This window comes from Rhodococcus sp. C26F (assembly GCF_053345925.1).
This window is the reverse complement of the sequence record NZ_JBKFBA010000009.1, coordinates 91,628-116,530: the sequence shown is the minus strand read 5'-3', so window position 1 is coordinate 116,530 and position 24,903 is coordinate 91,628. Positions and strand designations below refer to the sequence as shown.

General features: G+C 67.9%; 26 protein-coding genes. 16 read left to right on the top strand and 10 right to left on the bottom strand.

Annotated features, from left to right (window positions below):
- Window position 1: 1 nt before the first annotated feature.
- Complete coding sequence (locus tag ACLBYD_RS13045; RefSeq protein WP_447816816.1) at window positions 2-1,321, bottom strand: MFS transporter; 1,320 nt, start codon at window positions 1,319-1,321, stop codon at window positions 2-4.
- A 183-nt stretch (window positions 1,322-1,504) separates the two neighbouring features.
- Here ACLBYD_RS13045 and ACLBYD_RS13040 point away from each other — a divergent pair, with 183 nt between their 5' ends.
- From ACLBYD_RS13040 to ACLBYD_RS12985, 12 genes are all read left to right on the top strand, one after another.
- Window positions 1,505-2,383 carry a LysR family transcriptional regulator gene (locus tag ACLBYD_RS13040; RefSeq protein ID WP_447816753.1) on the top strand — a complete coding sequence of 293 codons (879 nt, stop codon included), beginning with the start codon at window positions 1,505-1,507 and terminating at the stop codon, window positions 2,381-2,383.
- A 231-nt stretch (window positions 2,384-2,614) separates the two neighbouring features.
- The gene (locus tag ACLBYD_RS13035; protein WP_447816752.1) at window positions 2,615-3,991 is read left to right on the top strand and encodes an MFS transporter; all 1,377 of its coding nucleotides are present in this window, start codon (window positions 2,615-2,617) and stop codon (window positions 3,989-3,991) included.
- 62 nt (window positions 3,992-4,053) lie between these two features.
- Entirely contained in the window at window positions 4,054-5,505 is a 1,452-nt protein-coding gene (locus ACLBYD_RS13030) for an aldehyde dehydrogenase (protein ID WP_447816815.1), read from the top strand.
- A gap of 86 nt (window positions 5,506-5,591) precedes the next feature.
- Window positions 5,592-6,521, top strand: coding sequence for a VOC family protein (locus tag ACLBYD_RS13025; protein ID WP_447816751.1), 930 nt, complete (start codon window positions 5,592-5,594; stop codon window positions 6,519-6,521).
- Complete coding sequence (locus tag ACLBYD_RS13020; protein ID WP_447816750.1) at window positions 6,518-7,312, top strand: alpha/beta fold hydrolase; 795 nt, start codon at window positions 6,518-6,520, stop codon at window positions 7,310-7,312. Before ACLBYD_RS13025 ends, ACLBYD_RS13020 begins: the two co-directional genes overlap by 4 nt.
- A gap of 34 nt (window positions 7,313-7,346) precedes the next feature.
- Window positions 7,347-7,853, top strand: coding sequence for a cupin domain-containing protein (locus ACLBYD_RS13015; RefSeq protein WP_106199710.1), 507 nt, complete (start codon window positions 7,347-7,349; stop codon window positions 7,851-7,853).
- Between the two features lie 2 nt (window positions 7,854-7,855).
- Window positions 7,856-8,617 carry a 3-oxoacyl-ACP reductase family protein gene (locus ACLBYD_RS13010; protein ID WP_447816749.1) on the top strand — a complete coding sequence of 254 codons (762 nt, stop codon included), beginning with the start codon at window positions 7,856-7,858 and terminating at the stop codon, window positions 8,615-8,617.
- A gap of 40 nt (window positions 8,618-8,657) precedes the next feature.
- On the top strand, window positions 8,658-9,440 hold the full coding sequence (locus tag ACLBYD_RS13005; protein WP_447816748.1) for an SDR family oxidoreductase: 783 nt from the start codon (window positions 8,658-8,660) through the stop codon (window positions 9,438-9,440).
- Window positions 9,433-11,094, top strand: a complete 1,662-nt coding sequence (locus ACLBYD_RS13000; protein WP_447816747.1) for a thiamine pyrophosphate-binding protein — start codon at window positions 9,433-9,435, stop codon at window positions 11,092-11,094. Before ACLBYD_RS13005 ends, ACLBYD_RS13000 begins: the two co-directional genes overlap by 8 nt.
- Before the next feature lie 94 nt (window positions 11,095-11,188).
- Window positions 11,189-12,139 (top strand): PDR/VanB family oxidoreductase, encoded by a 951-nt coding sequence (locus ACLBYD_RS12995; protein WP_447816746.1) that lies wholly within the window; start codon window positions 11,189-11,191, stop codon window positions 12,137-12,139.
- Between the two features lie 13 nt (window positions 12,140-12,152).
- Window positions 12,153-12,368: a recombinase-like helix-turn-helix domain-containing protein gene (locus tag ACLBYD_RS12990; RefSeq protein ID WP_120282639.1), complete on the top strand. Its 216-nt coding sequence runs from the start codon at window positions 12,153-12,155 to the stop codon at window positions 12,366-12,368.
- Between the two features lie 2 nt (window positions 12,369-12,370).
- On the top strand, window positions 12,371-13,396 hold the full coding sequence (locus tag ACLBYD_RS12985; RefSeq protein WP_088898576.1) for an aromatic ring-hydroxylating oxygenase subunit alpha: 1,026 nt from the start codon (window positions 12,371-12,373) through the stop codon (window positions 13,394-13,396).
- A gap of 94 nt (window positions 13,397-13,490) precedes the next feature.
- On the opposite strand, the gene ACLBYD_RS12980 is transcribed toward ACLBYD_RS12985, so the two are convergent.
- The 4 genes from ACLBYD_RS12980 to ACLBYD_RS12965 form a co-directional block, all read right to left on the bottom strand.
- Window positions 13,491-14,012, bottom strand: a complete 522-nt coding sequence (locus ACLBYD_RS12980) for a MarR family winged helix-turn-helix transcriptional regulator (protein ID WP_447816745.1) — start codon at window positions 14,010-14,012, stop codon at window positions 13,491-13,493.
- A 100-nt stretch (window positions 14,013-14,112) separates the two neighbouring features.
- Window positions 14,113-14,475 (bottom strand): RidA family protein, encoded by a 363-nt coding sequence (locus ACLBYD_RS12975; RefSeq protein WP_447816744.1) that lies wholly within the window; start codon window positions 14,473-14,475, stop codon window positions 14,113-14,115.
- 114 nt (window positions 14,476-14,589) lie between these two features.
- On the bottom strand, window positions 14,590-15,252 hold the full coding sequence (locus tag ACLBYD_RS12970) for a GAP family protein (RefSeq protein WP_447816743.1): 663 nt from the start codon (window positions 15,250-15,252) through the stop codon (window positions 14,590-14,592).
- Window positions 15,253-15,337: 85 nt separating this feature from the next.
- Window positions 15,338-15,478: a hypothetical protein gene (locus ACLBYD_RS12965; RefSeq protein WP_183070698.1), complete on the bottom strand. Its 141-nt coding sequence runs from the start codon at window positions 15,476-15,478 to the stop codon at window positions 15,338-15,340.
- Window positions 15,479-15,764: 286 nt separating this feature from the next.
- On the opposite strand from ACLBYD_RS12965, the gene ACLBYD_RS12960 reads away from it, so the two are divergent.
- Window positions 15,765-16,610: an alpha/beta fold hydrolase gene (locus ACLBYD_RS12960; RefSeq protein ID WP_447816742.1), complete on the top strand. Its 846-nt coding sequence runs from the start codon at window positions 15,765-15,767 to the stop codon at window positions 16,608-16,610.
- 4 nt (window positions 16,611-16,614) lie between these two features.
- Here ACLBYD_RS12960 and ACLBYD_RS12955 read toward each other — a convergent pair whose 3' ends face one another.
- The 3 genes from ACLBYD_RS12955 to ligD all read right to left on the bottom strand — a co-directional run bounded on the left by ACLBYD_RS12955 (window position 16,615) and on the right by ligD (window position 18,630).
- Window positions 16,615-17,016, bottom strand: coding sequence for a TIGR03668 family PPOX class F420-dependent oxidoreductase (locus tag ACLBYD_RS12955; RefSeq protein WP_120282643.1), 402 nt, complete (start codon window positions 17,014-17,016; stop codon window positions 16,615-16,617).
- A gap of 50 nt (window positions 17,017-17,066) precedes the next feature.
- Entirely contained in the window at window positions 17,067-17,588 is a 522-nt protein-coding gene (locus ACLBYD_RS12950; protein WP_120282644.1) for a DUF6328 family protein, read from the bottom strand.
- A gap of 73 nt (window positions 17,589-17,661) precedes the next feature.
- The gene (gene ligD, locus ACLBYD_RS12945) at window positions 17,662-18,630 is read right to left on the bottom strand and encodes a non-homologous end-joining DNA ligase (protein ID WP_447816741.1); all 969 of its coding nucleotides are present in this window, start codon (window positions 18,628-18,630) and stop codon (window positions 17,662-17,664) included.
- Window positions 18,631-18,734: 104 nt separating this feature from the next.
- Between ligD and ACLBYD_RS12940 the strand changes: the two genes are divergently transcribed.
- The gene (locus ACLBYD_RS12940; protein WP_447816740.1) at window positions 18,735-19,670 is read left to right on the top strand and encodes a formylglycine-generating enzyme family protein; all 936 of its coding nucleotides are present in this window, start codon (window positions 18,735-18,737) and stop codon (window positions 19,668-19,670) included.
- A gap of 87 nt (window positions 19,671-19,757) precedes the next feature.
- On the top strand, window positions 19,758-22,085 hold the full coding sequence (locus ACLBYD_RS12935) for an arylsulfatase (RefSeq protein ID WP_120282647.1): 2,328 nt from the start codon (window positions 19,758-19,760) through the stop codon (window positions 22,083-22,085).
- A gap of 59 nt (window positions 22,086-22,144) precedes the next feature.
- On the opposite strand, the gene ACLBYD_RS12930 is transcribed toward ACLBYD_RS12935, so the two are convergent.
- Window positions 22,145-22,975, bottom strand: a complete 831-nt coding sequence (locus ACLBYD_RS12930) for an aldo/keto reductase (protein ID WP_006552054.1) — start codon at window positions 22,973-22,975, stop codon at window positions 22,145-22,147.
- A 39-nt stretch (window positions 22,976-23,014) separates the two neighbouring features.
- A complete protein-coding gene (locus ACLBYD_RS12925) occupies window positions 23,015-24,241 on the bottom strand; it encodes an MFS transporter (protein ID WP_447816739.1) in 1,227 nt (408 codons plus the stop codon).
- A gap of 162 nt (window positions 24,242-24,403) precedes the next feature.
- Between ACLBYD_RS12925 and ACLBYD_RS12920 the strand changes: the two genes are divergently transcribed.
- A complete protein-coding gene (locus ACLBYD_RS12920) occupies window positions 24,404-24,895 on the top strand; it encodes a MarR family winged helix-turn-helix transcriptional regulator (protein ID WP_120282649.1) in 492 nt (163 codons plus the stop codon).
- Window positions 24,896-24,903: the final 8 nt, after the last annotated feature.

Sequence of the window (24,903 nt, the reverse complement as noted above, 5' to 3'; positions counted from 1 at the left end):
GTCAGGAGGCGTCGGCCGTCGTCCGTGCGGGTGCAGCGCGTGGTTCGTCGGGCTCGGTGGTGGTCGGTGAGCGTTTGAGCAGGGCGGTCATGCAGACGAGGGAGAGCAGCACGTACCCGATCCCGAGGCCGACGACCGGCCGGATCGAGTCGGTGCGGTTGAGTAGGAACTGGCTCGCCATCGGTGCGGTGCCGGCGAAGATCGCCGTCGAGATCTGGTACGACAACGAGATGCCGGTGTAGCGCACGTGCGTGGGGAAGACCTGCGCGAGGATGCCGGCCAGCGCCGAGTAGTACATCGCATGCGGCGCGGTGGCGAGCACCATGCCGATGATCGCCCAGGTGAGCGAGCCGGTGCGGATCAGCACGAACATCAGCGGCAGGACGACGAGCTCGGGTCCGAGCATCCACAGCACGGCCCGTCGCGCGTCGATCCTGGTGGCGAGAACCGCGCCGAAGGGTTGGACGAGCACCTGCGCGACCAGCGCGAGGGTGATCACGAGCAGGAAGTCCGATCGGGTGAACCCGAGATCGGTGGTGGCCCAGGCGAGGGCGAAGGTCGTCTTGACGTAGGTGATCGCGACACCCGCCACCACGGCACCGACACCGAGGAGCAGCGACGCCGGGTGGGAGCGCAGAACCTCGACGAGCGGCAGTTTCGTGCGTTCCTGGGCGACGGCGGCCACGCGCATCTCGGGTGTCTCCTGGATCCGCACGCGGATGTAGAGGGCGACGATCACCAGTGCAGCGGACGCCAGGAACGGAATGCGCCAGCCCCAGCCCTCGAAGGTCGCGTCGGACATCGCGGTGAGGCCGAGGAAGGCAAGGGTGGCAAGGAGATTGCCCACCGGCGAACCCTGCTGCGCGAACGCGCCGTAGAGAACCTTCTTGCCGGGTGGGGCGAATTCGGTGGCGATGAGGACCGCCCCGCCCCATTCACCGCCCATCGCGATGCCCTGCAGCACGCGCAGGAGGACGAGCAGGACGGGCGCCCAGATCCCGATCTGATCGTAGGTGGGCAGCAGGCCGACACCGATGGTGCCGGCTCCCATGAGGGCGAGGGTGATGATGACGGCATTCTTGCGTCCGAAGCGGTCGCCGAAGTGGCCGAAGACGATGCCGCCGAGCGGGCGGGCAATGAAACCGACGGCGAAGGTCGCGAAGGCCGCGAGCGTGCCGACCGCGGGGGACGCGTCGGGAAAGAACAGTGCCCCGAGGACGAGAGCCGAGGCCGTGCCGTAGATGTAGAAGTCGAACCATTCGATGGTGGTGCCGACGAAGGCGGTCACACCGGCGCGGCGCGCTGCCCGGGTGTCGTGCATCGGGCGTGGCGGCGGGGTCGCGGTGTGCTCTGGAGAAGTATTCACGCTGCACTTCCGAGGGCGTCGAGCGGACTCGGTCCGCGGATGAATGAGTCGTGGATCACTATCACCGGCGCAACCGTGTAAAGTCCAAGACCTAATCGAGCACGATTGTGTAGATCAACCGACAAAATCGAGGCCGGCATGGAACTTCGGCAACTGCAGGCCTTCCTGGCGGTGGCCGAGGAGTTGCACTTCGGACGCGCAGCGGAGCGACTGCACATCGCCCAGTCGCCGCTCAGTCAGACGATCCGTGCGCTCGAACGCGAACTCGGCGCCGAGCTGTTCGCCCGCACGACCCGCTCGGTGCAACTCACCGCGGCCGGTGAATCGCTGCTCGGACCCGCACGCGTGATCGCCGCCCAGATCGAGATCGCCCGGACCGTCGTGCGGTCGACGGCCTCGGGTGTCACCGGGGTGGTGAGCGTCGGGTTCGGCGGCGCGAGCGGATACACGGTCATCTCGCAGCTGACCCGGCTGCTCGAGGAGCGTTGTCCCGGCATCGAGCTGGATCTGCGTCCCCAGACCTACACGGGGGCAGTGCTCGATCTCGTCTCGCAAGGACTGCTCGACATGGGGATCGTCGGCCTCCCGGTACCCCGGGACGTCGCCACCGAGACGGTGCGGCTGGAATCGCTCATGGTCGCGCTGCCCGCCGACCATCGGCTGGCGGCGCGGGAGGAACTCGATGCCGCCGATCTGACCGGCGAGCGGTTCGTCGTGTATCCCGCCGTCCACGGGTCGAGCGTGCGGGAGATGACCTTCACGGTGTGTCACTCCGCGGGATTCACCCCGGTGATCGCCCGGGTGGCGCCGGATCCGTACAGCCTGCTGGCCCTCGTCGGAGCCGGCGTGGGGGTTGCGGTCGTCGTCGCGTCGACCACCGACATCACCGTGACGGGCGTGCGGTACGTCCCGCTGCAGAACAGTCCGGTGCTGCCCATCGCGCTCGCGTGGCGCCGCGACAACCCGGCACCGGCGGTCCGGCGGGTGGTGGATGTACTGCGCGCCCATGTGAACTGACCGCTGCCGCGCCCCGGTATGTGCCCTGCGGGCAGTGCGGGCGTGCCAAGGTGGAAGGCACCCTCGAAGGGCCCGACGCTCGAGCGGAGGAGGTGACCCGACGGTGCCTGTGTCCGTATATGTCATGCGGGACGGAAAGTCAACGGTTGACGGATGTCGAGTGCTGCAGGTTACATCTTAGCGGTAAGCCATTTAGGGCTTAAGTAACTGGAACACGAAACCGAGGACCCCATGACACCGGTATCGACCACCATGTCCAGTAGTGCGGAAATGATCAGTGCACGCCTCGAACGGCTGCCGATGAGCCGGTGGCACATCAAGGCGCGGGTCGCCGTCGGCGCCGTGACCTTCTTCGACGGCTTCGACCAGCTGATGATCGCGTACTCCCTCCCCGTCCTGATCCCCAAATGGAATCTCACCCCCGCCTCCGTCGCGTGGGTGATCGCCATCGGCGGCATCGGCATGCTCGTCGGCGCACTCGGTGGCGGCTGGCTCGCCGACCGCATGGGCCGCCTCAACGTCATCATCGCCTCGCTCGCGCTCTATGCGGTGATGAGCCTGGGCATGGCGTTCACCGACTCGCTGATGCTCTTCCTGGTCTTCCGCTTCGTCCAGGGCATCGGACTCGGCGCCGAAGTCCCCGTCGCCGCCACCTATATCGGCGAGATCACCAAGGCCCACAAGCGCGGACGCTTCGTGCTGCTCTACGAGGTGATCTTCCCCGTCGGCCTCGTCGCCTCCGCGATCGTCTCCGCATGGGTGGTCCCGCGCTTCGGCTACCAGATCCTCTTCGCCCTCGGCGCCATCCCGATCCTGCTGCTACCGGTCCTCTTCCGGCTGCCCGAGTCGCCCCGCTGGCTCGCCGCCCGCGGGCGCCTCGACGACGCCGACGCCGCGATGCGCCGGATCGAGACCGAGATCGCCGGTCGCCACGGCGAACTGCCCGAACCCCGCCCCATCACCACCACCGTCGCCGTCGACACCTCCCGCGGCCGCTTCATCGAGGCGTTCCAGGGTGTGTACCTGCGCCGCACCCTCATGCTCGCCGCGATCTGGGGCAGTGCCTACTTCGTCAACTACGGCATCGCCTCCTGGCTGCCCACTCTCTACCGCACCGTCTTCGAGGTCAGCGTCGACACCGCGCTGCACTACTCGATCTTCACGACCGTCGCCGGTCTCGTCGGCTGCCTGGCTGTCGCGTTCCTCATCGACAATCTCGGCCGCCGCATCTGCATCACGTCGTCGATGGTCCTGTGCGCGGCGCTGCTGTTCCTGCTCGCCGGTACCGGCACCGGTTCGGCCGTGACAGTGCTGCTGTGGTCGGCCGGCGCGGCACTGTTCGTTTTCGCCGTGAACATGGCCCTGTACGTCTACACCGCCGAGCTGTACCCGACCCGGATGCGCGCCATCGGTTGCGCGATCGGCGGCGCCGCCGGCCGCCTCGGCATCATCGTCGGCCCGCTCGTCCTGGGCGGCATCCTCGACGCCGGCGGCACCCTGACCCTGGTCTTCGGGCTGTTCGGACTCGTCGCCCTCATCGGCGCGATCGTCGTGGGCCTGTTCGCGACCGAAACCCGTGAGAAGACCCTCGAGGAGATCTCCCAGTGACCACCGCACTCCACCCCGCCCTCACGGACACCGATCTCGACTTCGTGCCCGTCCCCGACGAGATGCTCGTCGCCGGCACCTGGCGCCGCGCCACCGGCCCGGCATTCGAGGTCACCGACCCTGCCACCGGCCGCGTCCTGCAGACCGTGCACCAGGCCGTAGCCGCCGACGTCGACGACGCCGTCGCGACCGGGAAGGCCGCCTCCGAGGATCCGGCCTGGCGCGGACTGCTTCCGCACCAGCGCGCCCGCTACCTGCACCGTATCGCCGACGACATCGAAGCGAACTCCGCGCGACTCGCACTGTTGCAGAGCTACAACACCGGCAAGACGCTCGCCGAGACCACCGCCCTCGTCGGCAGTGCGGCGGGAACCTTCCGGTACTTCGCGGCGGTCCTCGAATCCGGTGACGACGACCTGACCGTGCCGCGCGGCAACTACCTGTCGATGAGCGTGCACGAACCGATCGGCGTGATCGGGGCGATCGCCCCCTGGAACTCGCCGGTCGCGAGCGACGCACAGAAGATCGCACCCGCTCTCGCCGCAGGTAACGCCGTCGTCCTCAAGCCGGCCGAGTGGACCCCGCTCGTGTCGCTCGCGCTGGGGCGGATCATCGACGACAGCGGTCTGCCCGCCGGATTGCTGTCGGTGCTGCCCGGCAAGGGCTCGATCGTCGGCGATGCGATCGTGCAGCACCCGGACATCGGAAAGGTCACCTTCACCGGCGGCACCCGCACCGGACGCACGATCGCCCACGCCGCGGCCGAGAAGCTCATGCCCGTCTCCCTCGAACTCGGTGGCAAGTCGCCGACGATCGTGCTCGACGACGCCGACATCGAGCAGGCCGTCGCGGGCGTGATGTACGGGATCTTCTCGTCGAGCGGACAGAGCTGCATCGCTGGTTCGCGCCTGTTCGTCGACCGGTCGCTGTACGAACCGTTCGTCGCGCGGCTCGTCGAACGCACCCGAGCCCTGCGCATCGGCAACGGCCGCGATCCGCTCACCCAGGTCGGCCCGCTCGTGCACCACGCCCACCGCGACTCGGTCGCCTCGTACGTCGATCTCGCACGTCGCGAAGGCGGACGCGTCCTGTGCGGGGGAGCGGCTCCCGACGATCCTGCCCTCGCGGACGGCGCCTACTACCTCCCGACGATCGTCGACGGGCTGAGCAACGACGGCCGCGTGTGCCGCGAGGAGATCTTCGGCCCCGTGCTCGTGGTCCTGCCGTTCGACGGCGTGGACGATCTCGTCGCGCAGGCCAACGACTCGGTGTTCGGTCTGGCCGCCGGGATCTGGACCCGCGACTACCGCCGTGCGTGGCGGCTCGCGCGGCGTCTCGACGCCGGCACGGTCTGGATCAACACCTACAAGCGGTTCAGCATCTCCACCCCCTTCGGTGGGGTGAAGGAGAGCGGTCTCGGCGTCGAGAAGGGCCGCGACGGCATCGCCGCCTATTCGCGGTGCAAGAGCGTGTATTTCGGTCTCGACGACGGCCCCGACGCCTGGGCCGACTGATCCCGGCCACGCGGCCGGAATCGGCTCTGTACACACAAATATCTTAGCGCTAAGATAGTGACCTGTAAGACATTGGAGGGATCGTCATGAACGAACCGATCGCCCGACTGCGGCGCCTACGCTCCGTCGAGCTCCGCACCCACGCCGCCGCCGAATCCACCGACTTCTATTCCCAGGTCTGGGGCCTGCGTGTCGTCGAACAGGGCCGCGAAGGCGCTTGGCTGCGCGGCACCGGCGACCAGCACCACGCCCTGCAGCTCACCCAGTCCGAGCGGAACGGGCTGGGCCGCATCAGCTTCGCCGTTTCCACCCCCGCCGAGGTCGACGAGGCCGCACGACGGGTCGCCGACCGCGGCATCCCCGTCGTCTTCGGCCCCGGACTCCTGGACGACGTCGGCGGGGGATACGGACTGCGCATCGTCGACCCCGAGGGACGCGTCCTCGAGCTCGTCGCCGACACCCTCGCCGTTCCCGCCCTCGGTCGCGGGGACGCCGTCCCGGTCGGTGTCACCCACGTCGTGCTCAACACGGTCGACATCGACGCCGCCGTCCGCTTCTACTGCGATGTGCTCGGCATGCGGGTCTCCGACTGGTCCGAACACCAGATGGCGTTCCTGCGCTGCAACTCCGATCATCACAGCATCGCCTTCAACCAGGCGCAGTGGGCGTCGGTCAACCACGTCGCCTACGAGATGCCCACCGTGGACCACTTCATGCGCGGCATCGGCCGGCTGCGCCACCACGGCCAACTGCCCCTGTGGGGACCGGGCAAGCACGGGCCCGGCGACAACACCTTCTCCTATTTCGCCGACCCCGCCGGTCTGGTGTGCGAGTACACCTCCGGCATCGCGCAGGTCGACGAGGACCGCTGGCTGTGCCGGGTGTGGCGCCGCGTCCCGGAACTGTCCGACCTGTGGGGCACCGCCGGACCGCCCTCGCGTCAGGTGCGTGAGCACATGGCCGGCATCCCCGACCCCGGCGCCTTCGAACGCTACGACCTCGGGCGGGCGTCATGATCTACGTCGCCGACTACGGCACCGGATCGGCGGTGCTGATGCTGCACGGCATCGGCGGCAGTTCCGACAGCTTCTCCCCGCAGTTCTCCGGTCTCGGTGACTCCCTGCGCATCCTGGCCTGGGACGCGCCCGGTTACGCCCGCAGCGACGATCCCGATCGCCCGTTCGACCTCGACGACTACGCCGACGCCGCGGCCGACGTCATCCGCGACCGGTGCGGCGACGACGGCGCCCATGTCCTCGGCATGTCGTGGGGAGGCGTCGTCGCGACCCGGCTGGTCCTGCGCCACCCGGGCCTCGTGCGCAGCCTGATCCTCGGAGACTCCACCGTCGGTTCGGGCACGGACGCCGACACCGCCTCGGCGATGCGGTCCCGGGCCGCCGACCTCGCAGCGAACGGCCCTGCCGACTTCGCTGCACGGCGCGCACCGCGCCTGCTATCACCCGAGGCACCCGACGACCTCGTCGACCGCGCAACGACCATCATGGCCGACTCGGTCCGGCTGCCCGGCTACGGCCACGCCGCCGAGTCGATGGCCGCGACCGACCACACCGGCGACCTCGCGAACATCGACGTCCCCACTCTCGTGTTGTGCGGCGACGCCGACACCGTCACCGGTGTCCCCGCGAGTCAGGTACTCGCCGGCGGCATCCCCGGCGCGGTCTTCGTAACCCTCCGCGGCGCCGGGCACCTCGCCAACCAGGAACGTCCCGACGCCTTCAACGCGTGGACCGAATCCTTCGTCCACATCACCGAACGCCTGCGCGAACACACTCCCGCGCACGTCTGACCCACTCGCATCTATTCCGGAACGGAGCATCACCATGGCACTCGACTACACCACCTCGGACCTGAAGGAATTCACCGACTCGCTCATTCTCACCCGCGGCACCCGCCACGAGGACTGGGACACCCTCGGATTCCAGGCCAAGGCCGGCGACCGGTTCCGCCGCGCCCAGATCCGCTACGTCGGTTCCGGCGCCACCGGCAACCACGAGAACGACAACCGCACCATCCCGTCGCGCGGTTTCACTTTTTCCAACATGCTGCTGCCCGCCGGTGCCGAAGGCCCCGAGCACACCCACCACGACGCCGAGGAAGCGTTCTTCGTCCTCGAAGGCGAGGTCGAGGTCGGCATCCACCGCGACGGCGTCGTCGAGAAGCGCACCCTCGGCTACCGCGACATGATCGTCGTTCCCGCCGGGGTGCCGCGCAGCCTCAAGAACACCGGCACCACCGACGCCCTGTTCTGCGTCATCATCGGCACGCAGAAGCCGCAGGTCCCGACCTACCCGGAGACCTCCGCCGTCTTCGGCATCTCCCGGGACTGAGCGTGGGCACCCTCGACGACCGCACGATCGTCGTCACCGGAGCGGCGCGCGGTCTCGGACTGGCCATCGCGCGCCGCCTCGGCGACGCCGGCGCCGCGGTCTGGATCGCCGACATCAACCCGCACGGTGAGGACGCCGCCGCGAAACTGCGCGCCGACGGCATCTCCGCGCGGTTCGTACACGTCGACCTCGCCGACGCCGACTCCGTCGATGCCTTCGCTGCGCAGGTCACCGCCGACGGGCCGATCTACGGACTGGTCAACAACGCCGCGCTCGCCGACGGCGTCGGCGGCAAGGCTGTGCACGAACTGGCCGTCGAGGACTGGGATCGGGTGCTCAACGTGAACCTGCGGGGCACCTTCCTCGTCAGCCGCGCCCTCGTTCCGTCGATCCTCGAATACGCCGAGCAGCACGGCACCGGCCGGGTCGTCGCCATCGGTTCCGACGCCGCGCTGTACGGATCGCCGCGCCTGACGCACTACATCGCCTCCAAGGGCGGAGTGTCGGCGCTGACCCGCACGATGGCACGCGACCTCGGCCCGTACGGGGTCACCGTCAACACCGTCTCGCCCGGCCTGACGGAAAGCGAATCGGCACAGTTCGTTCCGCAACACCGGCACGATCTGTACCGGTTGAACCGGGCGTTGACCCGGCCGCAGCAGCCCGCCGATCTCGTCGGCGCCGTCGCCTTTCTCATGGGCGATGAAGCGTCATACATCACCGGGCAGGAACTGGTCGTCGACGGCGGTTTCGTCCTGCACTGACTCTTCGAGTCCTGCTCTGATCTCACGGAAGGACCGGGTCGTGGACCTGCTTCTGAACAACCGCACCTACCTCGTCACCGGTGGCAGCTCCGGCATCGGCCTCGCGACCGTCACCATGCTGCTCGCGGAAGGTGCCAATGTCGTCACCTGCGCCCGCGACCTCGAGCGACTGAACACCGCACTCGATGCGTTGCCCGGCCGCGACCGGGTGCACGCCGCGGCCTGCGACGTCCGCGACCCCGCCGCGGTGGCGGCCCTCGTCCAGGGCGGATACGAGCGGTTCGGCGGACTCGACGGCCTGGTCAACAACGCCGGCAACTCGCGGATGAAGCCCCGCGCCGAGACCACCCTCGACGACTGGCGCGACGAGTTCGACCTGAAGTTCTCGAGCGTGCTCAACACCGTCGACGCGGCGCTGCCGCTGCTGCGCAAGTCGGATGCGGCGTCGATCGTCAACATCTCCGCGGTGCTCGCGCGTCAGCCCGAGACCAAGCTGGTCACCACCAGCGCCGCACGAGCCGGACTGCTGAACCTGAGCAAGTCGCTGTCGCTGGAACTGGCCGGTGACGGTATCCGCATCAATTCGGTCGCCCTCGGTCTCGTGGATACGGGACAGTGGCGTCGCCGTTACGAGAACTCCGGCTACGCCGGGAGTTTCGACGAGTGGGAGGCCGAGATCGCCGCCGACCGCGGTATCGGACTCGGACGCTTCGGCACCGCCGACGAGGTGGCCTTCCACATCGTCGGCCTACTCTCACCTCGCTCGTCGTACGTGACGGGCACCAGCATCGACGTGTGCGGCGGTGTCGCGCGCTATGTCTGAAAGGAATGTCATGACCGCACGCTCGGGTAACGGTGGGGATCTGCTGGTCCAGGTGCTGCGCGAGGCCGGTGTCGACGCCGTCTTCGGCATCGTCAGCGTGCACAATCAGCCGCTCGTGGAAGCGGTGAGCCGCCACCTGCGGTTCGTGCCCGTGCGGCACGAAGCGACCGCCGTCAACGCTGCCGACGGATACGCCCGTGCCACCGGAGGACTCGGCTGTGCCCTCACCAGCACCGGCACGGGGGCCGGCAACGCCGCCGGATCCCTCATCGAATCCCTCAGTGCCGGAACGTCGGTGCTCCACGTGACGGGACAGATCGAGTCGCGCTTCCTCGGCTCGGGACGCGGGTTCATCCACGAGACGAAGGACCAGCTCGGCATGCTCGAGGCGGTCTCGGCGCACGCCGCGACGATCCTCGACACCGGCAGCGCCGGAAAAGTACTGCGCGAAGCCGTCGCCCACGCGTTGTCGACACCGGGCGGACCGGCCAGCATCGAATGGCCGATCGACCTGCAGTACGCCGACGACTACACCCTCGAACCGGCACCGGTCACGCTCGGGACGCCGCGCAACGCGGACCGCACCCAGGCGGAGGCGGCGCTCGCTGCGATCGCGCAGGCCCGGCGACCGGTGATCTGGGCGGGCGGCGGAGCAGCGCGGGCAGGGGACGCGCTGACCGCCCTCGTCGACCGCTGGGGCGTGCCGCTGCTGACCAGCAACTCCGGTCGCGGTGCCGTGCCGGAGAGCCACCCGCTGTGCATCGGTAACTACGGCTCCTCGCCGCTCGGCCGGGCACTGCTCGCCGACGCCGACCTCGTGGTCTCGCTGGGCACCCACTTCCGCTCCAACGAGACCGGCGACTACTCGATCCCGATGCCTCCGCGGCACGTGCAGGTGGATCTGGATCCGGCCGCGCCCGGCCGCGTGTTCGCCGCGGATCTACCGGTCGTCGGCGAGGTCGGTGAATTCCTCTCGGCGGTACTGGGACTCGATGGACTCGGCGACGTCGTCGAGGCGGCGTGGACGGAACGCGCCCGCGAGACCCGGCAGCGTGTGCGGGAGAACCAGCGCCACGGACTCGGTGACCACGCCGCATTGTGCGATGCGGTGCGTGCCGTGCTGCCCGACGATGCCGTCATCGCCCGGGACGTGACGATCGCGTCGAGTTCGTGGGGCAACCGACTCCTGCCCGTCTACGACCCGCGCAGCAACATCTTCCCGCGCGGCGGCGGCATCGGGCAGGGCCTCGGCATGGCGATCGGCGCGGCCCTGGCCGACGAGACCCGGCCGACCCTGGCGCTCGTCGGAGACGGGGGACTGGCGGTGCACCTCGGTGAGGTCCTGACGATGGCGCAGGAGAAGCCGTGGCTGGTGCTGCTCGTGTGCAACGACGGCGGCTACGGGGTGCTGCGCAACATGCAGACCGGCTCCGGGCAACAGCCCTACGCCGTCGACCTGACCACCCCGGACTTCGCGCTGCTCGCGCAGGCGATCGGGGTCGAATACCGCCGTATCGGATCGGCGGGGGAGGCGCACCCGGTCCTCGAGGGTGCGGTGTCGCTGCAGGCCCCGGTGATCGTCGAGGTCGACCTGGCCTCGTACGGGGAGATGCCGGCGCCGTTCACGCCGCCGGTGACGGTCCCGGGTACGTAGACGAGCCGGAAAAGAAATCTCGGCTCGACTGTGGCGCGAGTAACACCTTAGCGCTAAGATAATGAGCACTGAATCAATTACTCGGAGGGTGATCATGACTGCTGGGACCGTCGACCTAATGGTCCGTCAGATGCGGGTCGAATCCATCGGAGTCCTCTCGCTCCGCCTGGAGCGACCCGACGGAGCCGCCGTGGACCACTGGACCCCCGGCGCCCACCTCGACCTGCACCTCGGCGGTGGTCACATCCGGCAGTACTCCCTGTGCGGCGATCCCGACGACAAGACCGGCTACCGCGTCGCCGTACTGCACGAGAGGGCCGGCCGCGGCGGATCCCGTCGTGTCCACGAGGCCATCCGCCCGGGCGATGTCATCACCGTCAGCGCCCCGCGCAACAACTTCGAGCTGCTGCCCTCGCCGCGCTACGTCTTCCTCGCCGGCGGCATCGGCATCACCCCCATCCTCGCGATGGTCCGCGAAGCCGACCGCGCCGGTGCCGACTGGGAGCTGCACTACGGCGGTCGCTCGAAGGAGACGATGGCCTTCCTCGACGAACTCGCCCCCTACGGCGACCGGGTGCACCTCGTCGCCGAGGACGCCGACGGAATGCTCGACCTGGCGGCGATCCTCGGCGATTCCCGGCCCGACACCCTCGTCTACGCCTGCGGACCCGACGGGTTGCTCACCGCCGTCGAGTCCTTCGCCGACCGCTGGCCGGCCGAGGCCATCCGGCTCGAACGGTTCAAGGCCAAGGAACGCGCCACCGACGCTGCCGCCGACGCGTCGTTCACGGTGGTGTGCGAACGCTCCGGAATCTCCGCCACCGTCGCGCCCGACAAGACCGTCCTCGACACCCTCGAGGAAGCCGGTGTGGACGTACCGAACTCGTGCCGCGAAGGAATCTGCGGCACCTGTGAGACCCGCGTCCTGTGCGGGACCCCGGACCACCGCGACTCCCTGCTCTCGGCCGCCGAACAGGATTCCGGCGCCACCATGATGATCTGTGTCTCCCGCTCCCGCTCCACCGAGCTGGTGCTGGATCTGTAGAAAGGACCTCCCGATGGATCGCTACCTGGTGATCAATCAGGCCCGCACGGCCGACCCCACCCCCTACGAGATCAAACTCGCCAAGGCCATCGAAGCCGTCTTCGGATCCGGCGTCCACGACCTCGACGGGCTCGTCCGCGGACTCAACGCCTCCGGAATCCACTCACCCGACGCGCAGGCATGGACCGCCGAATCGTTCACCGCCGAGATGCGCCGGATCGGAGCCTGACCATGGTCAATCGACTGCACCGCACCCTCACCGCCGACGAGATCTTCGCGACCGGCATGCGCAACCAGTGGCACGCCGTGTGCCCCTCCGACTTCGTGGAACGCGGCAGCATCCGCAAGCTGCGCCGGCTGGGGGAGGACTGGGTCCTCTACCGCGGCTCCGACGGCACCGTCCGCATGCTCGCAGACCGATGCCCGCACCGCGGCGCACCGCTCTCGCAGGGTGTGCACCTCGGCGACCGCATCGCCTGCAAATACCACGGCGTCGAGGTCGACGGCACCGGCACCGTCGCGAAGGTTCCGGGTATGCCCGGCTGCAACCTCGAAGGCAAGAAGCTGGTGACCTCCCTGCCCGTGCGCGAGGTGGGCGGCGCGATCCTCGCCTGGTTCGGCACCGACCCCGACGTCGAACCCGCACCGCTGGATCTTCCGGACCCGCTTGTCGACGAGGATGTCTCGGCCTTCCTCTGCTACGCCGAATGGGAAGCACCGTGGCGGTTCGCCCTCGAGAACCTCCTCGACCCCATGCACGGTGCGTTCCTGCACCACGAATCGCACTCGATGTTCGGCGGCGAAACCTCCGCGAGGTTCCGCATCCGCGAGACCGATCGCGGATTCTTCTTCGAGAAGACCGATCAGCGCGGCGTCAACTTCGACTGGGTCGAGTACTGCCGCACCGGCGTCGACTGGGTGGACCTCGAGATCCCGTATCCGCCCACCGCCGGCCCGGGCGGACCCTTCGGGATCGTCGGCATGGGCACCCCCATCGACGCCGAGACCACCGCGGTGTTCTTCTGGCGTTACCGCCGGGTGCAGGGCTGGGAACGCGACGTGTGGCGGTTCCTGTACCGCACGGTGCTCGAGGAACGTCACTGGGAGGTCCTCGAACAGGACCGCATCATGCTCGAGGGCATGGCCCCCGACGCCGATCAGGCCGAGAACCTCTACCAGCACGACCTGGGGGTGATGCGCCTGCGTCGCCTGTACCGTTCCCGCGCCGACGAACTCGCCAAGGAGATGGCCGGCTGACGAACGGAAGAGCGGCGGAGACTTCGGTCTCCGCCGCTCTCGCGTATGTGGGGTGTGTGATCCGTTGGCATGCAACGGTATCGACGATCATTGGTCAGTCACCCTGGTGCCGGACGAGCGAGTGCTCGAGCTTGCGCAGCAACTGCACGAGTTCGGCCTGATCGTTCTTCGACAGCTCGGCGAGCATGCGCGTCTCGTTCTCGAAGTGTGCGACGGCGATCTCGTCGATGAGTTTCTTTCCGGCAGGAGTGAGTTCGGCGTAGACGATGCGCCGATCCTCTGCGTCGCGTTCGCGCCGCACCAGTCCGGCCTTCTCGAGTCGGTCGATGCGCAGCGTGATCCCGCCTGTGGTGACCAGTGAACTCTCCGCGAGCTGTCCCGAGGTCATGCGGTACGGCTTTCCGGCGCGGCGCAGTGCGGCCAGCACGTCGAACGAGGCCATGTTGATGCCGTATTCGTCGAAGACGCGGCCGATCGCGCTCTGATACCGCAGATATGTGCGGTGGAGGCGTCCGAGCACTTCGAGGGGAGTGACGTCCAGTCCGGGCCACTCGCGGGCCCACTGGTCGACGATGTCGTCGACGGCGTCACGGTCGGGAACCCTGTTGCGCCCCACGTGCCCTCCTCGTGCTGTCGGAAATATCCGGGCTCAGTGGTTGAGCGCCAAGACATCCTTCACGATACGGGCAACGCGGGGCGCGTGGGGAGTTCGGGTCTCAGCGCGTCGCGGTGGCGATCGCGTCGATCTCGACGGTCGCACCGTAGGGCAGGGCGCTGACCTCGACGAAGGTGCGGGCCGGTCGCGGCTCGGCGAACAGTCGCTCGAACTGGCGGTTCGCCTCCTCGCGCAGCGACAGGTCGGTGACGTAGTAGGTGAGCTTGGCGACGTCCTCCAGTTTGCTGCCGACCACGGCGAGCCGGTCGGTCATGCGGTCGATCGCGGCGTCGAGGGCTTCGTCGCGCCCCTCGACCGCCACGCCTTCGGGGTCGACGGACAGGGCGCCGGATACGAAGACGAGATCGCCGGCGACGAAGGCAGGGCTGTAGGGATGGTGGGCGCTGACGGTGGTCAGGGACATCGTGATCACTCCTGGTTGCGGGACACGGTGCCATTTATCTTAGCGCTAAGGTAAGTATGGTGCCAGGGTCGAATCATCCCTCGAAGGACGCGGTATCGGAATCCGTCGCGGACGTCAGCCCAGTGCGCCGACACCCTTACCGATCAGTGTCACGCCGATGACCAGCACCAGCACGCTCATCACCGCAGTGTTGTGGGCGCGCAACCAGGATTCGAGCTCGTCCAAGGGGCCGCGCAGGCGGTCGGCCGCCAGCAGATAGCCCAGTACCGGCAGCACCACGGTGGACGCCGCGAGAATCGCGAACACCGCGATGGACACGACGGTGCCGCCGCGCGCCAGATCGGCACCACCGATCGCGACACCGGCCGCGGCGCACATGATCAGATTCTTCGGGTTGATCGCGGCGAGCGCGAAACCCAGCCCGGCGCTCTTGGCGACGGTCATGTGATCGATCGTCTTCATCCATGCCGGAGTGTCGTGTTCGGCGCGACGATTGCGCCACTGCCGGAGACCGACGACCAGCAACAGCACACCCAGGACGATCTCGATCGTTGCCCTCGATGTCGACGGATCGTCCTGCGAATCGGTGACGACCCCGCCCAGAAGAACGAACACCACCATGGCGACGACGATGCCGACCAGCCAACCACCCGCGAATCCGAGGCTGGTGGTTCTCGCCCGGTCGGAGAGCAGCATGAGGAAGGTCGCGATGATCGGAACGGGGGAGACCGCCACACCGACGGCCAACGGAAGCAGTTGTCCCAGTACTGCGCCCATCGGCGCTCCTGTCGTTGGAAGCAGACGCCCGTATTGTGCTCCCCTCGGACACGGAATTCGTGCAGAACGACGGGTTCGGACGAACTCACCTCCCGCTCCGCGTCGCAATGACCGATCGAGCCTGGTCGAGGACTGTGTTCAGCGCACGTTCGGCGAGAGCCACGGCCGGCAGAGCGTTGAGAGCCTTCTCGGTGCGGCCGATGAGTTGTGGTCCGAAAGCGATCATGGTTCCCTCCGCGAGTGTCGTTGTGCGGACAGCACAGCACCTCGAGTCCACTCGGGGGTCAACAGGCAGGATCGATGAGATCGGGGAGCTGCACCGGTCTGTCCGAGTAACGCCCGATCCGCGCCACCGACGCGGACGGGAACGAACCTCGATCGCGAAGGAGCCGATCATGAGACAGGCACACCACATCGCAAGGACCGCGGAGGACGTGATCGACCGGTTCGACCGGGCGTTCCGCTACTCGAAAACCGCACCGACCGTCGCTGCACTGGAAGGTTGAGCAACGGTGGCCACCGTCAGTGCCAACGGGGTCGATCTGGGCATCGAGTCCTTCGGCGACGCGGACGCACCACTTGTCCTGCTCGTCGGCGGAACGACGATGCTCTCGTGGCCCGACGAACTGTGCGAGCGGCTCGCCGCGGGTGGGCGTCGTGTCGTGCGGTACGACCTGCGGGATTGCGGGGAGTCGACGACGAAGGACCCGGACGCGCCCGGCTACACCCTGCGCGACCTCGCCGACGATGCGGCAGCCCTCGTCGACGCGCTCGGTGGTGGGCCGGCGCATATTGCGGGAATCGGCGTCGGCGGCATGGTCGCCCAGGTCGCGGTGCTCGACCATCCCGCCGCGTTCCGCGCGCTGACCTTGGTTGGGACGCGTTCGGTCGCCCCGGGCCCGTGCGACCGCGACCTTCCCGATCACGACACAGCGACGATGAAGCGCATGTTCGCACTTCCGATGCCCGAGTGGGCCGATCGCACGGCCGTAGCGGAGTTCGCCGCTGCCCGCGCAGCAGTCCTCGGCGACGATCCGGACGCCGCGCGCGCGGTCGCCGAGCGCATCTGGGACCGCACCCCCAACGACGAACCGTCGGCCCACTCCGCCAATCAGCTCGGAACGGTCTTCTCCAGGCTCGATTGCACGCCCCGTTGGCGAGAACGCTTGCCCGAGGTCGGCATCCCGGCCCTCGTCGTGCACGGTCGCCGGGATCCGTTCTTCCCCGTCGGCAACGGAGAAGCCATCGCACGCGAGATCCAGGGAGCGCGGTTGCTCGTCCTGGACGATGCCGGCACCGCGGTCCCTGTTGCGGCGGACGACGAGATCGCCGAGGCGATGCTCACGTTGGACCGGTAGTCGCTCACGCCGACCAGGACCGCCAGCGCAGCCTGTCGATGGTGATCACCGGTCCCGGTGGTCGTTTCGCCTGGTACTGCGGGTATTTGCGGACGAGCGCGTCGATGCCCGCAGTTCCCTCGGCAGTGTCGGCGTCGTGGACCGTGGCGATGCCGTCGATGCGGACCCACCACAGCTGCGACCAGTCGTCGCTGTAGTGGTCGACGAGCACGCACACCCGCGGGTTCTCTGCGATGTCGGCGAGGCGACGTAGGCGCCGGGTGGATTTGGGTTTGTCGTCGACGCAGGTGTGGATCACATCGCCGTCGAGGGCGAACACGATCGGAACGAGGTGCGGCTCGCCCGATCCGTCGACGGTGGCGAGGCGGGCCACTCGGGCATCGGCGACACTGCGACGGACATCCATGCGCCTCACGGTAACCCGACACGACCGCCTGGCCGGACACGGTGGTCCTGTCATCTCGATGTTCGGATGTCGCCGCCCGTGCCGACTCGGTTCCGGAACGACGGCACAATCCACAGACCGAAGAACATGAGTGTCGCTACCGCGGCCGCAACGATCGCGACGGGCATGTTCACCACGACGCTGAAGATCAGCAGGACGACGCCGACAAGGGCAAGACCCAGAGCCGTGAGGCCGGCAATCGCCAGTCGTTGTCCGGTCGCGACGAGCGTGGACAGGGCATGCTGTCGGAAGAGGAGGCGGTGCAGTCCGACCGGCGCGACCAAGATGATCACCGCGGTCACGGACAGCGCAACGGTGGCGAGGTAGATGACTTCCTGTGCATCCGACAGTCCCTCGAAGCGTTGCTGGAACGGCAGGGTGAGCAAGAATCCTGTCAGAAGCTGAACACCGGTCTGCACCACGCGCAGCTCCTGGAGGAGATTGCTCCAGTTGCGGTCGAGTCGCTGGGTCTCGGTTTCACCGCGCACCCGATAGTTCCACTCGGCGTCGTCCCGGTGGCCCGTGCCGTCCATGCTCCGCTCCCTGCTCCGGCGATACCCGTTGATCGTTGCCGCCACACCCGCCCGCCGGGGAGGAGGCCGAGGCTCAATGGCGACCCGGGAGATCGACCTCCGGCACGGTCTTGTCGGTGCGCAGGCCTCTCCAACTCGGATGCCGCAGGCTTCCGCCCGCGTACTCCCGATACTCGACCTCTCCGACGAGGATGGGCTCCACCCAGTGGGCGCCGTGGGTCTCCCGTGCCGGCGGCGCAACCGCCAGGGGGGTCGTCGGTCGTTCCAAGGGACGCAGCTGCGATCGCAGCTCACGTCGGGTCGCGGCGGTGAATCCCGTCCCGACCCGGCCGATGAACACCAACCGTTCCTCGTCGTCGTGGGCGCCGAGCAGCAGTGAACCGATACCGCCGGCGGCCTTGCCGGATCCGGGGAGCCACCCGACGACGACCACCTCGGTGTTCCGACGCAGCGGCGTCTTGATCCAGCCGTCGCTGCGGGTCCCGGGTAGATACGGTGCGTCCGGGTCCTTGGCGACGATCCCTTCGAGGCCGTGTTCGCGCGCGACCGTGAGCATGGTCGGTGCGTCGACATCGGTCCAGTACGGCGACAGTTGAACCCGCGGTCCGGGGACGATCAGATCCTCGAGGACTGCCCGGCGCTCCAGATAGGACAACTCCGTCGTGGACTCTCCGTCGAGGGCGAGGACGTCGAACAGGTAGATCAGCACCGGTAGCTCGGCGCGTAACTCCTCGGTGGGACGGTGGACGTGCATACGGCGCTGCAACCGGGCGAAGGACGGCCGCCCTTCGGAATCGAGGGTGACGATCTCGCCGTCGACGATGCAGTCCCGGCCGCCCGTCGCAGTGGTGAGCGGGTGGGGGAGTTCGGGGAAGCTCCGGGTGATGTCGTTGCCGGTGCGGCTGGTCAGCCGGCACTGCCCGTCGGCCACCGTGGCGAGGGTGCGCTGGCCGTCCCATTTCATCTCGAACGCCCAGTTCCCGGTCGGCGGCGGACCGAGGGTCGCCAGCATCGGGGACAGTTCCGTCGTCGTGGAGGGCATGTCCCGAGTCTGCGGTACGGGGCCGGGACGGGACCGGAGAATGCGCGGTCTCGTCGCGTCGGTGCGCCCTCGCGCCCCGACCCGGGCCGTGCGAGGCTGACGTCATGACGCGTGCTGCGACGCAGAACATGACCCTCGTCCCCGGAGGCACGTTCTGGATGGGATCCGAGGATTTCTATCCGGAGGAGCGACCGGTCCACCAGGTGACGGTCGACGGGTTCTGGATTGACACGCACCCGGTGACCGTCGCCGAGTTCCGGCGCTTCGCGAAGGACACCGGATACGTCACCACCGCAGAGGTCGCGCCCGACCCCGCCGATTATCCCGGCGCCGATCCGTCCCTGCTCGTGCCTGGCTCGCTCGTGTTCACGCCTCCTCCGGGGCCGGTACCGCTCGACGACTACACGAGGTGGTGGTCGTTCGTCCCGGGTGCCGACTGGCGCCATCCCGAGGGACCGGGCAGTTCCGTCGGCGGGCGGGAACGGCATCCCGTCACCCACGTGTCGTGGTTCGATGCCCGCGCCTACGCCGAGTGGGCCGGCAAGGAACTGCCGACCGAGGCCGAATGGGAGTTCGCCGCCCGCGGCGGACTCGACCGCAAGGCCTTCACGTGGGGCGACGAGCACGAACCGAAGGGCCGGCCCGGCGGGAACGTCTGGCAGGGCGAATTCCCGTGGCAGAACCTCGAAACGGACGGATTCGCCGGAACCTCACCTGTCGGACACTTCCGGCCGAACGGATACGGCCTCCACGACATGGCGGGCAACGTGTGGGAGTGGACCGCCGACTACTTCACCGCGAACCATGCTTCGAGCGGCAAGAACGTCGCGCCGGCGTCGTCGTGCTGCATCCCGACGAATCCCCGCGGCGACACGGTCGAACATGATCCGCGCCAAGCGTATCCGCGCCGCGTCATCAAAGGCGGATCGCATCTCTGCGCCCCGAACTACTGCCTGCGCTACCGACCCGCGGCCCGTCAGGGTGACACCGAGGAGACCGCGACGTGCCATATCGGATTCCGCTGCATCATTCGCCCGTGAGACGGCAGGTTTCACCCCGATCAGGGGTGTATGCGGCCCGATACCGGTGGTTCACTGGAACGGATGGGGTGAAAAGAGGTATCCACCATGAGCCAGGATCTGCGTCCGGATCCGATTCCGGGCGGAGAAGCTCTGCCGTTCCCGCCGGCGCCGTCAGGAAGCATCGCAGGACGGACCATGCAGGAATCGGTCTACAGCCCACGCGCACAGCACCGTCGCCTTCCCGATGACGCCCCGAACATCCTCGTCGTCCTCATCGACGACGCGGGCCCCGGTTTGCCGAGCGCATTCGGCGGCGAGGTGAGCACCCCCACGCTCGACCGCTTGCTCGACGAAGGCATCAGCTACAACCGCTTCCACACCACGGCGATGTGTTCGCCCACCCGCGCATCGTTGTTGACCGGACGCAACCATCACCGCGTCGGAAACGGGCAGATCGCCGAACTGGCCAACGACTGGGACGGCTATTCCGGGCACATCCCGAAGTCGAGCGCCACCGGAGCCGAGGTACTGCGCCACTACGGTTACACCACAGCGGCTTTCGGCAAGTGGCACAACACCCCTGCGGAGGAGACCACCGCAGCGGGTCCCTTCGACAACTGGCCCACCGGAGTCGGTTTCGACTACTTCTACGGTTTCCTCGCCGGCGAGGCGTCGCAGTACGAGCCGAACCTCGTCCGCAACACCACCGTCGTCCTGCCCCCGAAGACTCCCGAGGAGGGCTACCACCTCAGTGAGGACCTCGCCGACGACGCGATCGGCTGGTTGCGCCGCCACAAGGCGCTCGATCCGTCCCGGCCGTTCTTCATGTACTGGGCCAGCGGTTGTCTGCACGGGCCGCACCACATCATGAAGCCGTGGGCCGACCGGTATGCGGGCAAGTTCGACGACGGATGGGACGCTTATCGCGAGCGGGTGTTCGAGCGGGCCAAGGAGAAGGGCTGGATCCCACCGGAGGCCGAACTCACCGAGCGGCATCCCACCATGACGGCCTGGGACGACATCCCCGACGACGAGAAGCCCTTCCAACGACGCCTCATGGAGGTCGCGGCCGGATACGCCGAACACTGCGACGTCCAGGTGGGGCGGTTGTTCGACGAACTCGACCGGCTGGGCTATCGCGACAACACCCTGGTCTTCTACATCTGGGGCGACAACGGGTCGTCCGGTGAGGGCCAGAACGGCACCATCAGCGAACTGCTCGCGCAGAACGGGATCCCCACGACCACGGCCCAGCACATCGCGGCCCTCGACGAACTCGGCGGACTCGATGTTCTCGGCTCCCCGAAGACGGACAACATGTACCACGCCGGGTGGGCGTGGGCGGGGAGCACGCCCTACAAGGGCATGAAGCTTCTCGCGTCCCATCTCGGGGGAACCCGCAATCCCATGGTGGTGCGCTGGCCTGCGCGCATCACGCCGGATCGCACCCCACGCACCCAGTTCCTGCATTGCAACGACCTGGTGCCGACCCTCTACGAGCTGCTGGGCATCACACCGCCGCGGACCGTCAACGGGATTCCGCAGGATCCGATCGACGGCGCCGGTTTCGCCCGGACGTTCGTGGACCGTGACGCGCCGGCGGGCAAACTCACCCAGTACTTCGAGGTCATGGGCAGTCGAGCGATCTATCACGACGGATGGATGGCGTCGGCCTTCGGTCCCCGCGCACCGTGGCTGCCGGGGCTGCCCGGCGGGATCCGCGATTGGAGCCCGGACGACGACACCTGGGAGCTCTACAACCTCGACGAGGACTGGACGCAGAACCGCGACCTCGCAGAGCAGTACCCCGAGAAGTTGGCCCAGATGCGGGAGATCTTCGCGATCGAAGCGGCCAAGAACAACGCTCTTCCCATCGGTGGGGGTCTCTGGGTCGCGGCGATCCATCCCGAGCAACGCATCACCACGCCGTACACGAGTTGGGATTTCACCGGAGACGTCACCCGCATGCCCGAATTCTGTGCTCCTGCACTGGGAAACAAGAACAACCGGGTCTGCATCGAGGTCACTTTCCCGGAGCGGGCGCACGGCGTCCTCTACGCGCTGGGTGCCAACGGTGGCGGCCTGACGTGCTTCGCGGACGACGGCTACCTCTGCTACGAGTACAACCTGTTCATCCTGATGCGGACGAAGATGCGTTCGGCGACCCGCGTCGCGCCCGGACACCACCTCGTCGAGGTGGTCACCAAGTACGCCGAAGCGCGCCCCGGTGGTCCGTTGAACGTCCGGATGTCCGTCGACGGGCAGTCGGTGGGGGAGACCGTCGTGCCGGTCAGTGCGCCGTTGCTGTTCACGGCCAACGACTGCCTGGACATCGGCACCTGCCTGGGTTCACCGGTTTCGCTCGACTACTTCGACCGTGCACCGTTCCCGTTCGACGGGAGCATCGACAGGATGACCGTCGAGTACACCTGAACGCAGCTCTTCGAGCGCCTTACCGGCTCCGGGCGGTGGNCCCGGAGCCGCGAGGTCTGTCAGTTGAACTCGTCCGGATGAGGTCCGGTGCGCAGATCGCGATCGGCACCGGCGATGGTCGACATGTCCTCGTCGGTCAGCTCGAAGTCGAAGACCTCGAAGTTCTCCCGGATCCGGGACGGCGTGACGGACTTGGGGATGACGACGTTGCCGAGCTGCAGATGCCAGCGCAGCACCACCTGGGCCGGCGACTTGCCGGTGCGTCCGGCGATCGACGTGATCGCCTCGTCGTCCAGCACGGCACCCTGGGCGAGCGGGCTCCACGCCTCGGTGGCGATGCCGTGCTCGGCGTGGAAGGCGCGCAGTTCGCTCTGCTGCAGACCGGGGTGCAGTTCGATCTGGTTGATCGTCGGGACGAGCGAGCTGCCGTCCAGCAGGCGCTGGAGATGGGCGGGCTGGAAGTTCGACACGCCCGCGGCGCGGAGGCGTCCTTCCTCGACGAGGCGTTCGAGCGCACGCCAGGTGTCGGCATAGAGATCGCGGGCCGGAGTCGGCCAGTGGATCAGGTAGAGGTCGAGACGATCGAGGCCGAGCGCGGCAAGGCTGGTGTCGAAGGCGCGGAGGGTGGCGTCGTAACCCTGATCGGAGTTCCACACCTTCGTCGTGATGAACAGCTCGTCGCGGGACAGTCCGGAGTCCGCCAGCGCGCGGCCGACGCCGGCCTCGTTGCCGTAGGCCGCGGCGGTGTCGATGTGGCGGTAGCCGGTCTCGAGTGCGGCGCTGACGGCCGCAGTGGTCTCGTCCTCGGGGATCTGGAAGACGCCGAAGCCGAGCTGGGGGATCTCGACGCCGTTGTTCAGGGTGACGGTGGGGATCGTGGACGATGTCACGAGATGGTGCTCCTTCGGGGGTGTTCGCGTAGTTCGGGATCAGAGTCGGACGGGGTCGACGGCAGCACGGGAGGTGCTGTGGAGGTCGGGTTCTGCGGATGGGTGAGTTGCGTTGGCGTGATCGTCCTTTCGCTGTAGTCGGTGGGACAGGACCGCCGGGATCAGTGCGGACGCGGCCAGGACGGCCCCGACGGCGTTGGGTGCCGTGTACCCGAATCCGGCGGATATCACCATGCCGCCGAGCCAGGCGGCCAGAGCGTTGCCGAGATTGAAGGCACCGATGTTGGCGGCGGACGCCAGGGTCGGGGCGCCGTGGGCATGGTCGAGGACGTGCTTCTGCAGGGGCGGGACGGTCGCGAAACCGAGAGCGCCGATCAGGAAGACCGCCGCGACGGACACGGTTTTATCGGAGGCCAGGAAGGTGAACAGACCGAGCACCACGGCCAGGCCGGCCAGGGCGGTGTAGAGCATCGGCATGAGATTGCGGTCGGCGAAATGTCCCCCGACGAGGTTGCCGACCACCATGCCGGTTCCGAACACGGCCATCAGCCAGGGGACGGAGGACTCGGCGAAACCGCCGACATCGGTCAGGATCGGTGCGATGTAGGTGATCGCGGCGAACACGCCCCCGAAGCCGAGGACCGTCATGGTCATGGCCAGCACGACCTGGACGTTCTTGAACGCCGCGATCTCGTGACGCAGCCGGACGCCCTCGGGTCGGGGGACGTCGGGGACGAGCTTCGCGACGCCCACGAGACCGACGACGCCGAGCGCGGCGACGACCAGGAACGTCGCCCGCCAGCCCGCGGTGTGGCCGACGAAGGTACCCAGCGGCACGCCGACGACATTGGCAACCGTCAGTCCGGTGAACATCAGGGAGATGGCAGCGGCTTTCTTCTGCGGTGCCACCAGCTCCGCGGCGACCACCGAGCCGATGCCGAAGAACGCTCCATGAGCGAGGGAGGCGACCACGCGGCCGATCAGCATGACGGTGAAGGTGGGCGCGAGGGCAGAGACGGCATTGCCCAGGACGAACAGGCCCATGAGCAGCATCAACATGTTCTTACGGGAGATCCTGGTGCCGAGCGCCGTCATGATCGGGGCGCCGATCATGACGCCGAGGGCGTAGCCGGTGACGAGATATCCGGCGGTGGGGATCGACACTCCGAGATCCGATCCGACCTGGGGGAGCAACCCCATGATCACGAACTCGGTGGTGCCGATTCCGAAGGCGCCGATGGCCAGGGCCAGCAGGGCGAGTGGCATGAGAACGATCCTTCGATCGAGAAGAGACGCAGACGCGCTTTACTGGCGTAGACAATAATTGCAGACGCCTACTAATTGCAAGCGCGGGTATAGTGAGCGATGTGACAACGTCGGCATGCCGTCCGCGTCACCTGTTCGTACGAGCCGACCCAGGAGCCGACCATGACCGCCACGGACCCGTCGATGACCGCGTTGGCCAACAGTTGGTCGGCGCTGTCGCTCCTGCACGGGCGAATCGAGAACCGGATCGAGAGCGCTCTGCAGTCCGGCCACGAGTTGAGCGTGCGCGAATACTCGCTGCTGGACGTGCTCAACCGTCAGCACGACGGGGAGGGCGGGCACCTGCAGATGCGGCAGGTCGCCGACGCTGTGGTCCTCAGCCAGAGTGCGACGACGCGGCTGGTCACCCGGCTCGAGGATCGTGGGTTGCTCTCGCGCTATCTGTGTCCCACCGATCGCCGTGGCATCTACACCGACGTCACCGACGCCGGTCGGCGCCTGCTCGAAGAGGCCCGGCCCACCCACAACGCCGCCCTGCGGGAGGCGCTCGACGAGGCCGCAGCCGAACCCGTCCTGGCGCCGCTGGTCGACGCCATCAGGAAATTGCAGGCCGACGAGCGGCCGAATGCGATCACCGAAGCCGCGGCCACCTGACTGCAATC

What these genes read in the sequence shown, in the direction of transcription:
- ACLBYD_RS13045 (WP_447816816.1), bottom strand. Translation starts at nt 1,321, where the DNA reads ATGCACGACACCCGGGCAGCGCGCCGCGCCGGTGTGACCGCCTTCGTC.
- ACLBYD_RS13040 (WP_447816753.1), top strand. Translation starts at nt 1,505, where the DNA reads ATGGAACTTCGGCAACTGCAGGCCTTCCTGGCGGTGGCCGAGGAGTTG.
- ACLBYD_RS13035 (WP_447816752.1), top strand. Translation starts at nt 2,615, where the DNA reads ATGACACCGGTATCGACCACCATGTCCAGTAGTGCGGAAATGATCAGT.
- ACLBYD_RS13030 (WP_447816815.1), top strand. Translation starts at nt 4,054, where the DNA reads ATGCTCGTCGCCGGCACCTGGCGCCGCGCCACCGGCCCGGCATTCGAG.
- ACLBYD_RS13025 (WP_447816751.1), top strand. Translation starts at nt 5,592, where the DNA reads ATGAACGAACCGATCGCCCGACTGCGGCGCCTACGCTCCGTCGAGCTC.
- ACLBYD_RS13020 (WP_447816750.1), top strand. Translation starts at nt 6,518, where the DNA reads ATGATCTACGTCGCCGACTACGGCACCGGATCGGCGGTGCTGATGCTG.
- ACLBYD_RS13015 (WP_106199710.1), top strand. Translation starts at nt 7,347, where the DNA reads ATGGCACTCGACTACACCACCTCGGACCTGAAGGAATTCACCGACTCG.
- ACLBYD_RS13000 (WP_447816747.1), top strand. Translation starts at nt 9,433, where the DNA reads ATGTCTGAAAGGAATGTCATGACCGCACGCTCGGGTAACGGTGGGGAT.
- ACLBYD_RS12995 (WP_447816746.1), top strand. Translation starts at nt 11,189, where the DNA reads ATGACTGCTGGGACCGTCGACCTAATGGTCCGTCAGATGCGGGTCGAA.
- ACLBYD_RS12990 (WP_120282639.1), top strand. Translation starts at nt 12,153, where the DNA reads ATGGATCGCTACCTGGTGATCAATCAGGCCCGCACGGCCGACCCCACC.
- ACLBYD_RS12985 (WP_088898576.1), top strand. Translation starts at nt 12,371, where the DNA reads ATGGTCAATCGACTGCACCGCACCCTCACCGCCGACGAGATCTTCGCG.
- ACLBYD_RS12975 (WP_447816744.1), bottom strand. Translation starts at nt 14,475, where the DNA reads ATGTCCCTGACCACCGTCAGCGCCCACCATCCCTACAGCCCTGCCTTC.
- ACLBYD_RS12970 (WP_447816743.1), bottom strand. Translation starts at nt 15,252, where the DNA reads ATGGGCGCAGTACTGGGACAACTGCTTCCGTTGGCCGTCGGTGTGGCG.
- ACLBYD_RS12965 (WP_183070698.1), bottom strand. Translation starts at nt 15,478, where the DNA reads ATGATCGCTTTCGGACCACAACTCATCGGCCGCACCGAGAAGGCTCTC.
- ACLBYD_RS12955 (WP_120282643.1), bottom strand. Translation starts at nt 17,016, where the DNA reads ATGGATGTCCGTCGCAGTGTCGCCGATGCCCGAGTGGCCCGCCTCGCC.
- ACLBYD_RS12950 (WP_120282644.1), bottom strand. Translation starts at nt 17,588, where the DNA reads ATGGACGGCACGGGCCACCGGGACGACGCCGAGTGGAACTATCGGGTG.
- ligD (WP_447816741.1), bottom strand. Translation starts at nt 18,630, where the DNA reads ATGCCCTCCACGACGACGGAACTGTCCCCGATGCTGGCGACCCTCGGT.
- ACLBYD_RS12940 (WP_447816740.1), top strand. Translation starts at nt 18,735, where the DNA reads ATGACGCGTGCTGCGACGCAGAACATGACCCTCGTCCCCGGAGGCACG.
- ACLBYD_RS12935 (WP_120282647.1), top strand. Translation starts at nt 19,758, where the DNA reads ATGAGCCAGGATCTGCGTCCGGATCCGATTCCGGGCGGAGAAGCTCTG.
- ACLBYD_RS12925 (WP_447816739.1), bottom strand. Translation starts at nt 24,241, where the DNA reads ATGCCACTCGCCCTGCTGGCCCTGGCCATCGGCGCCTTCGGAATCGGC.
- ACLBYD_RS12920 (WP_120282649.1), top strand. Translation starts at nt 24,404, where the DNA reads ATGACCGCCACGGACCCGTCGATGACCGCGTTGGCCAACAGTTGGTCG.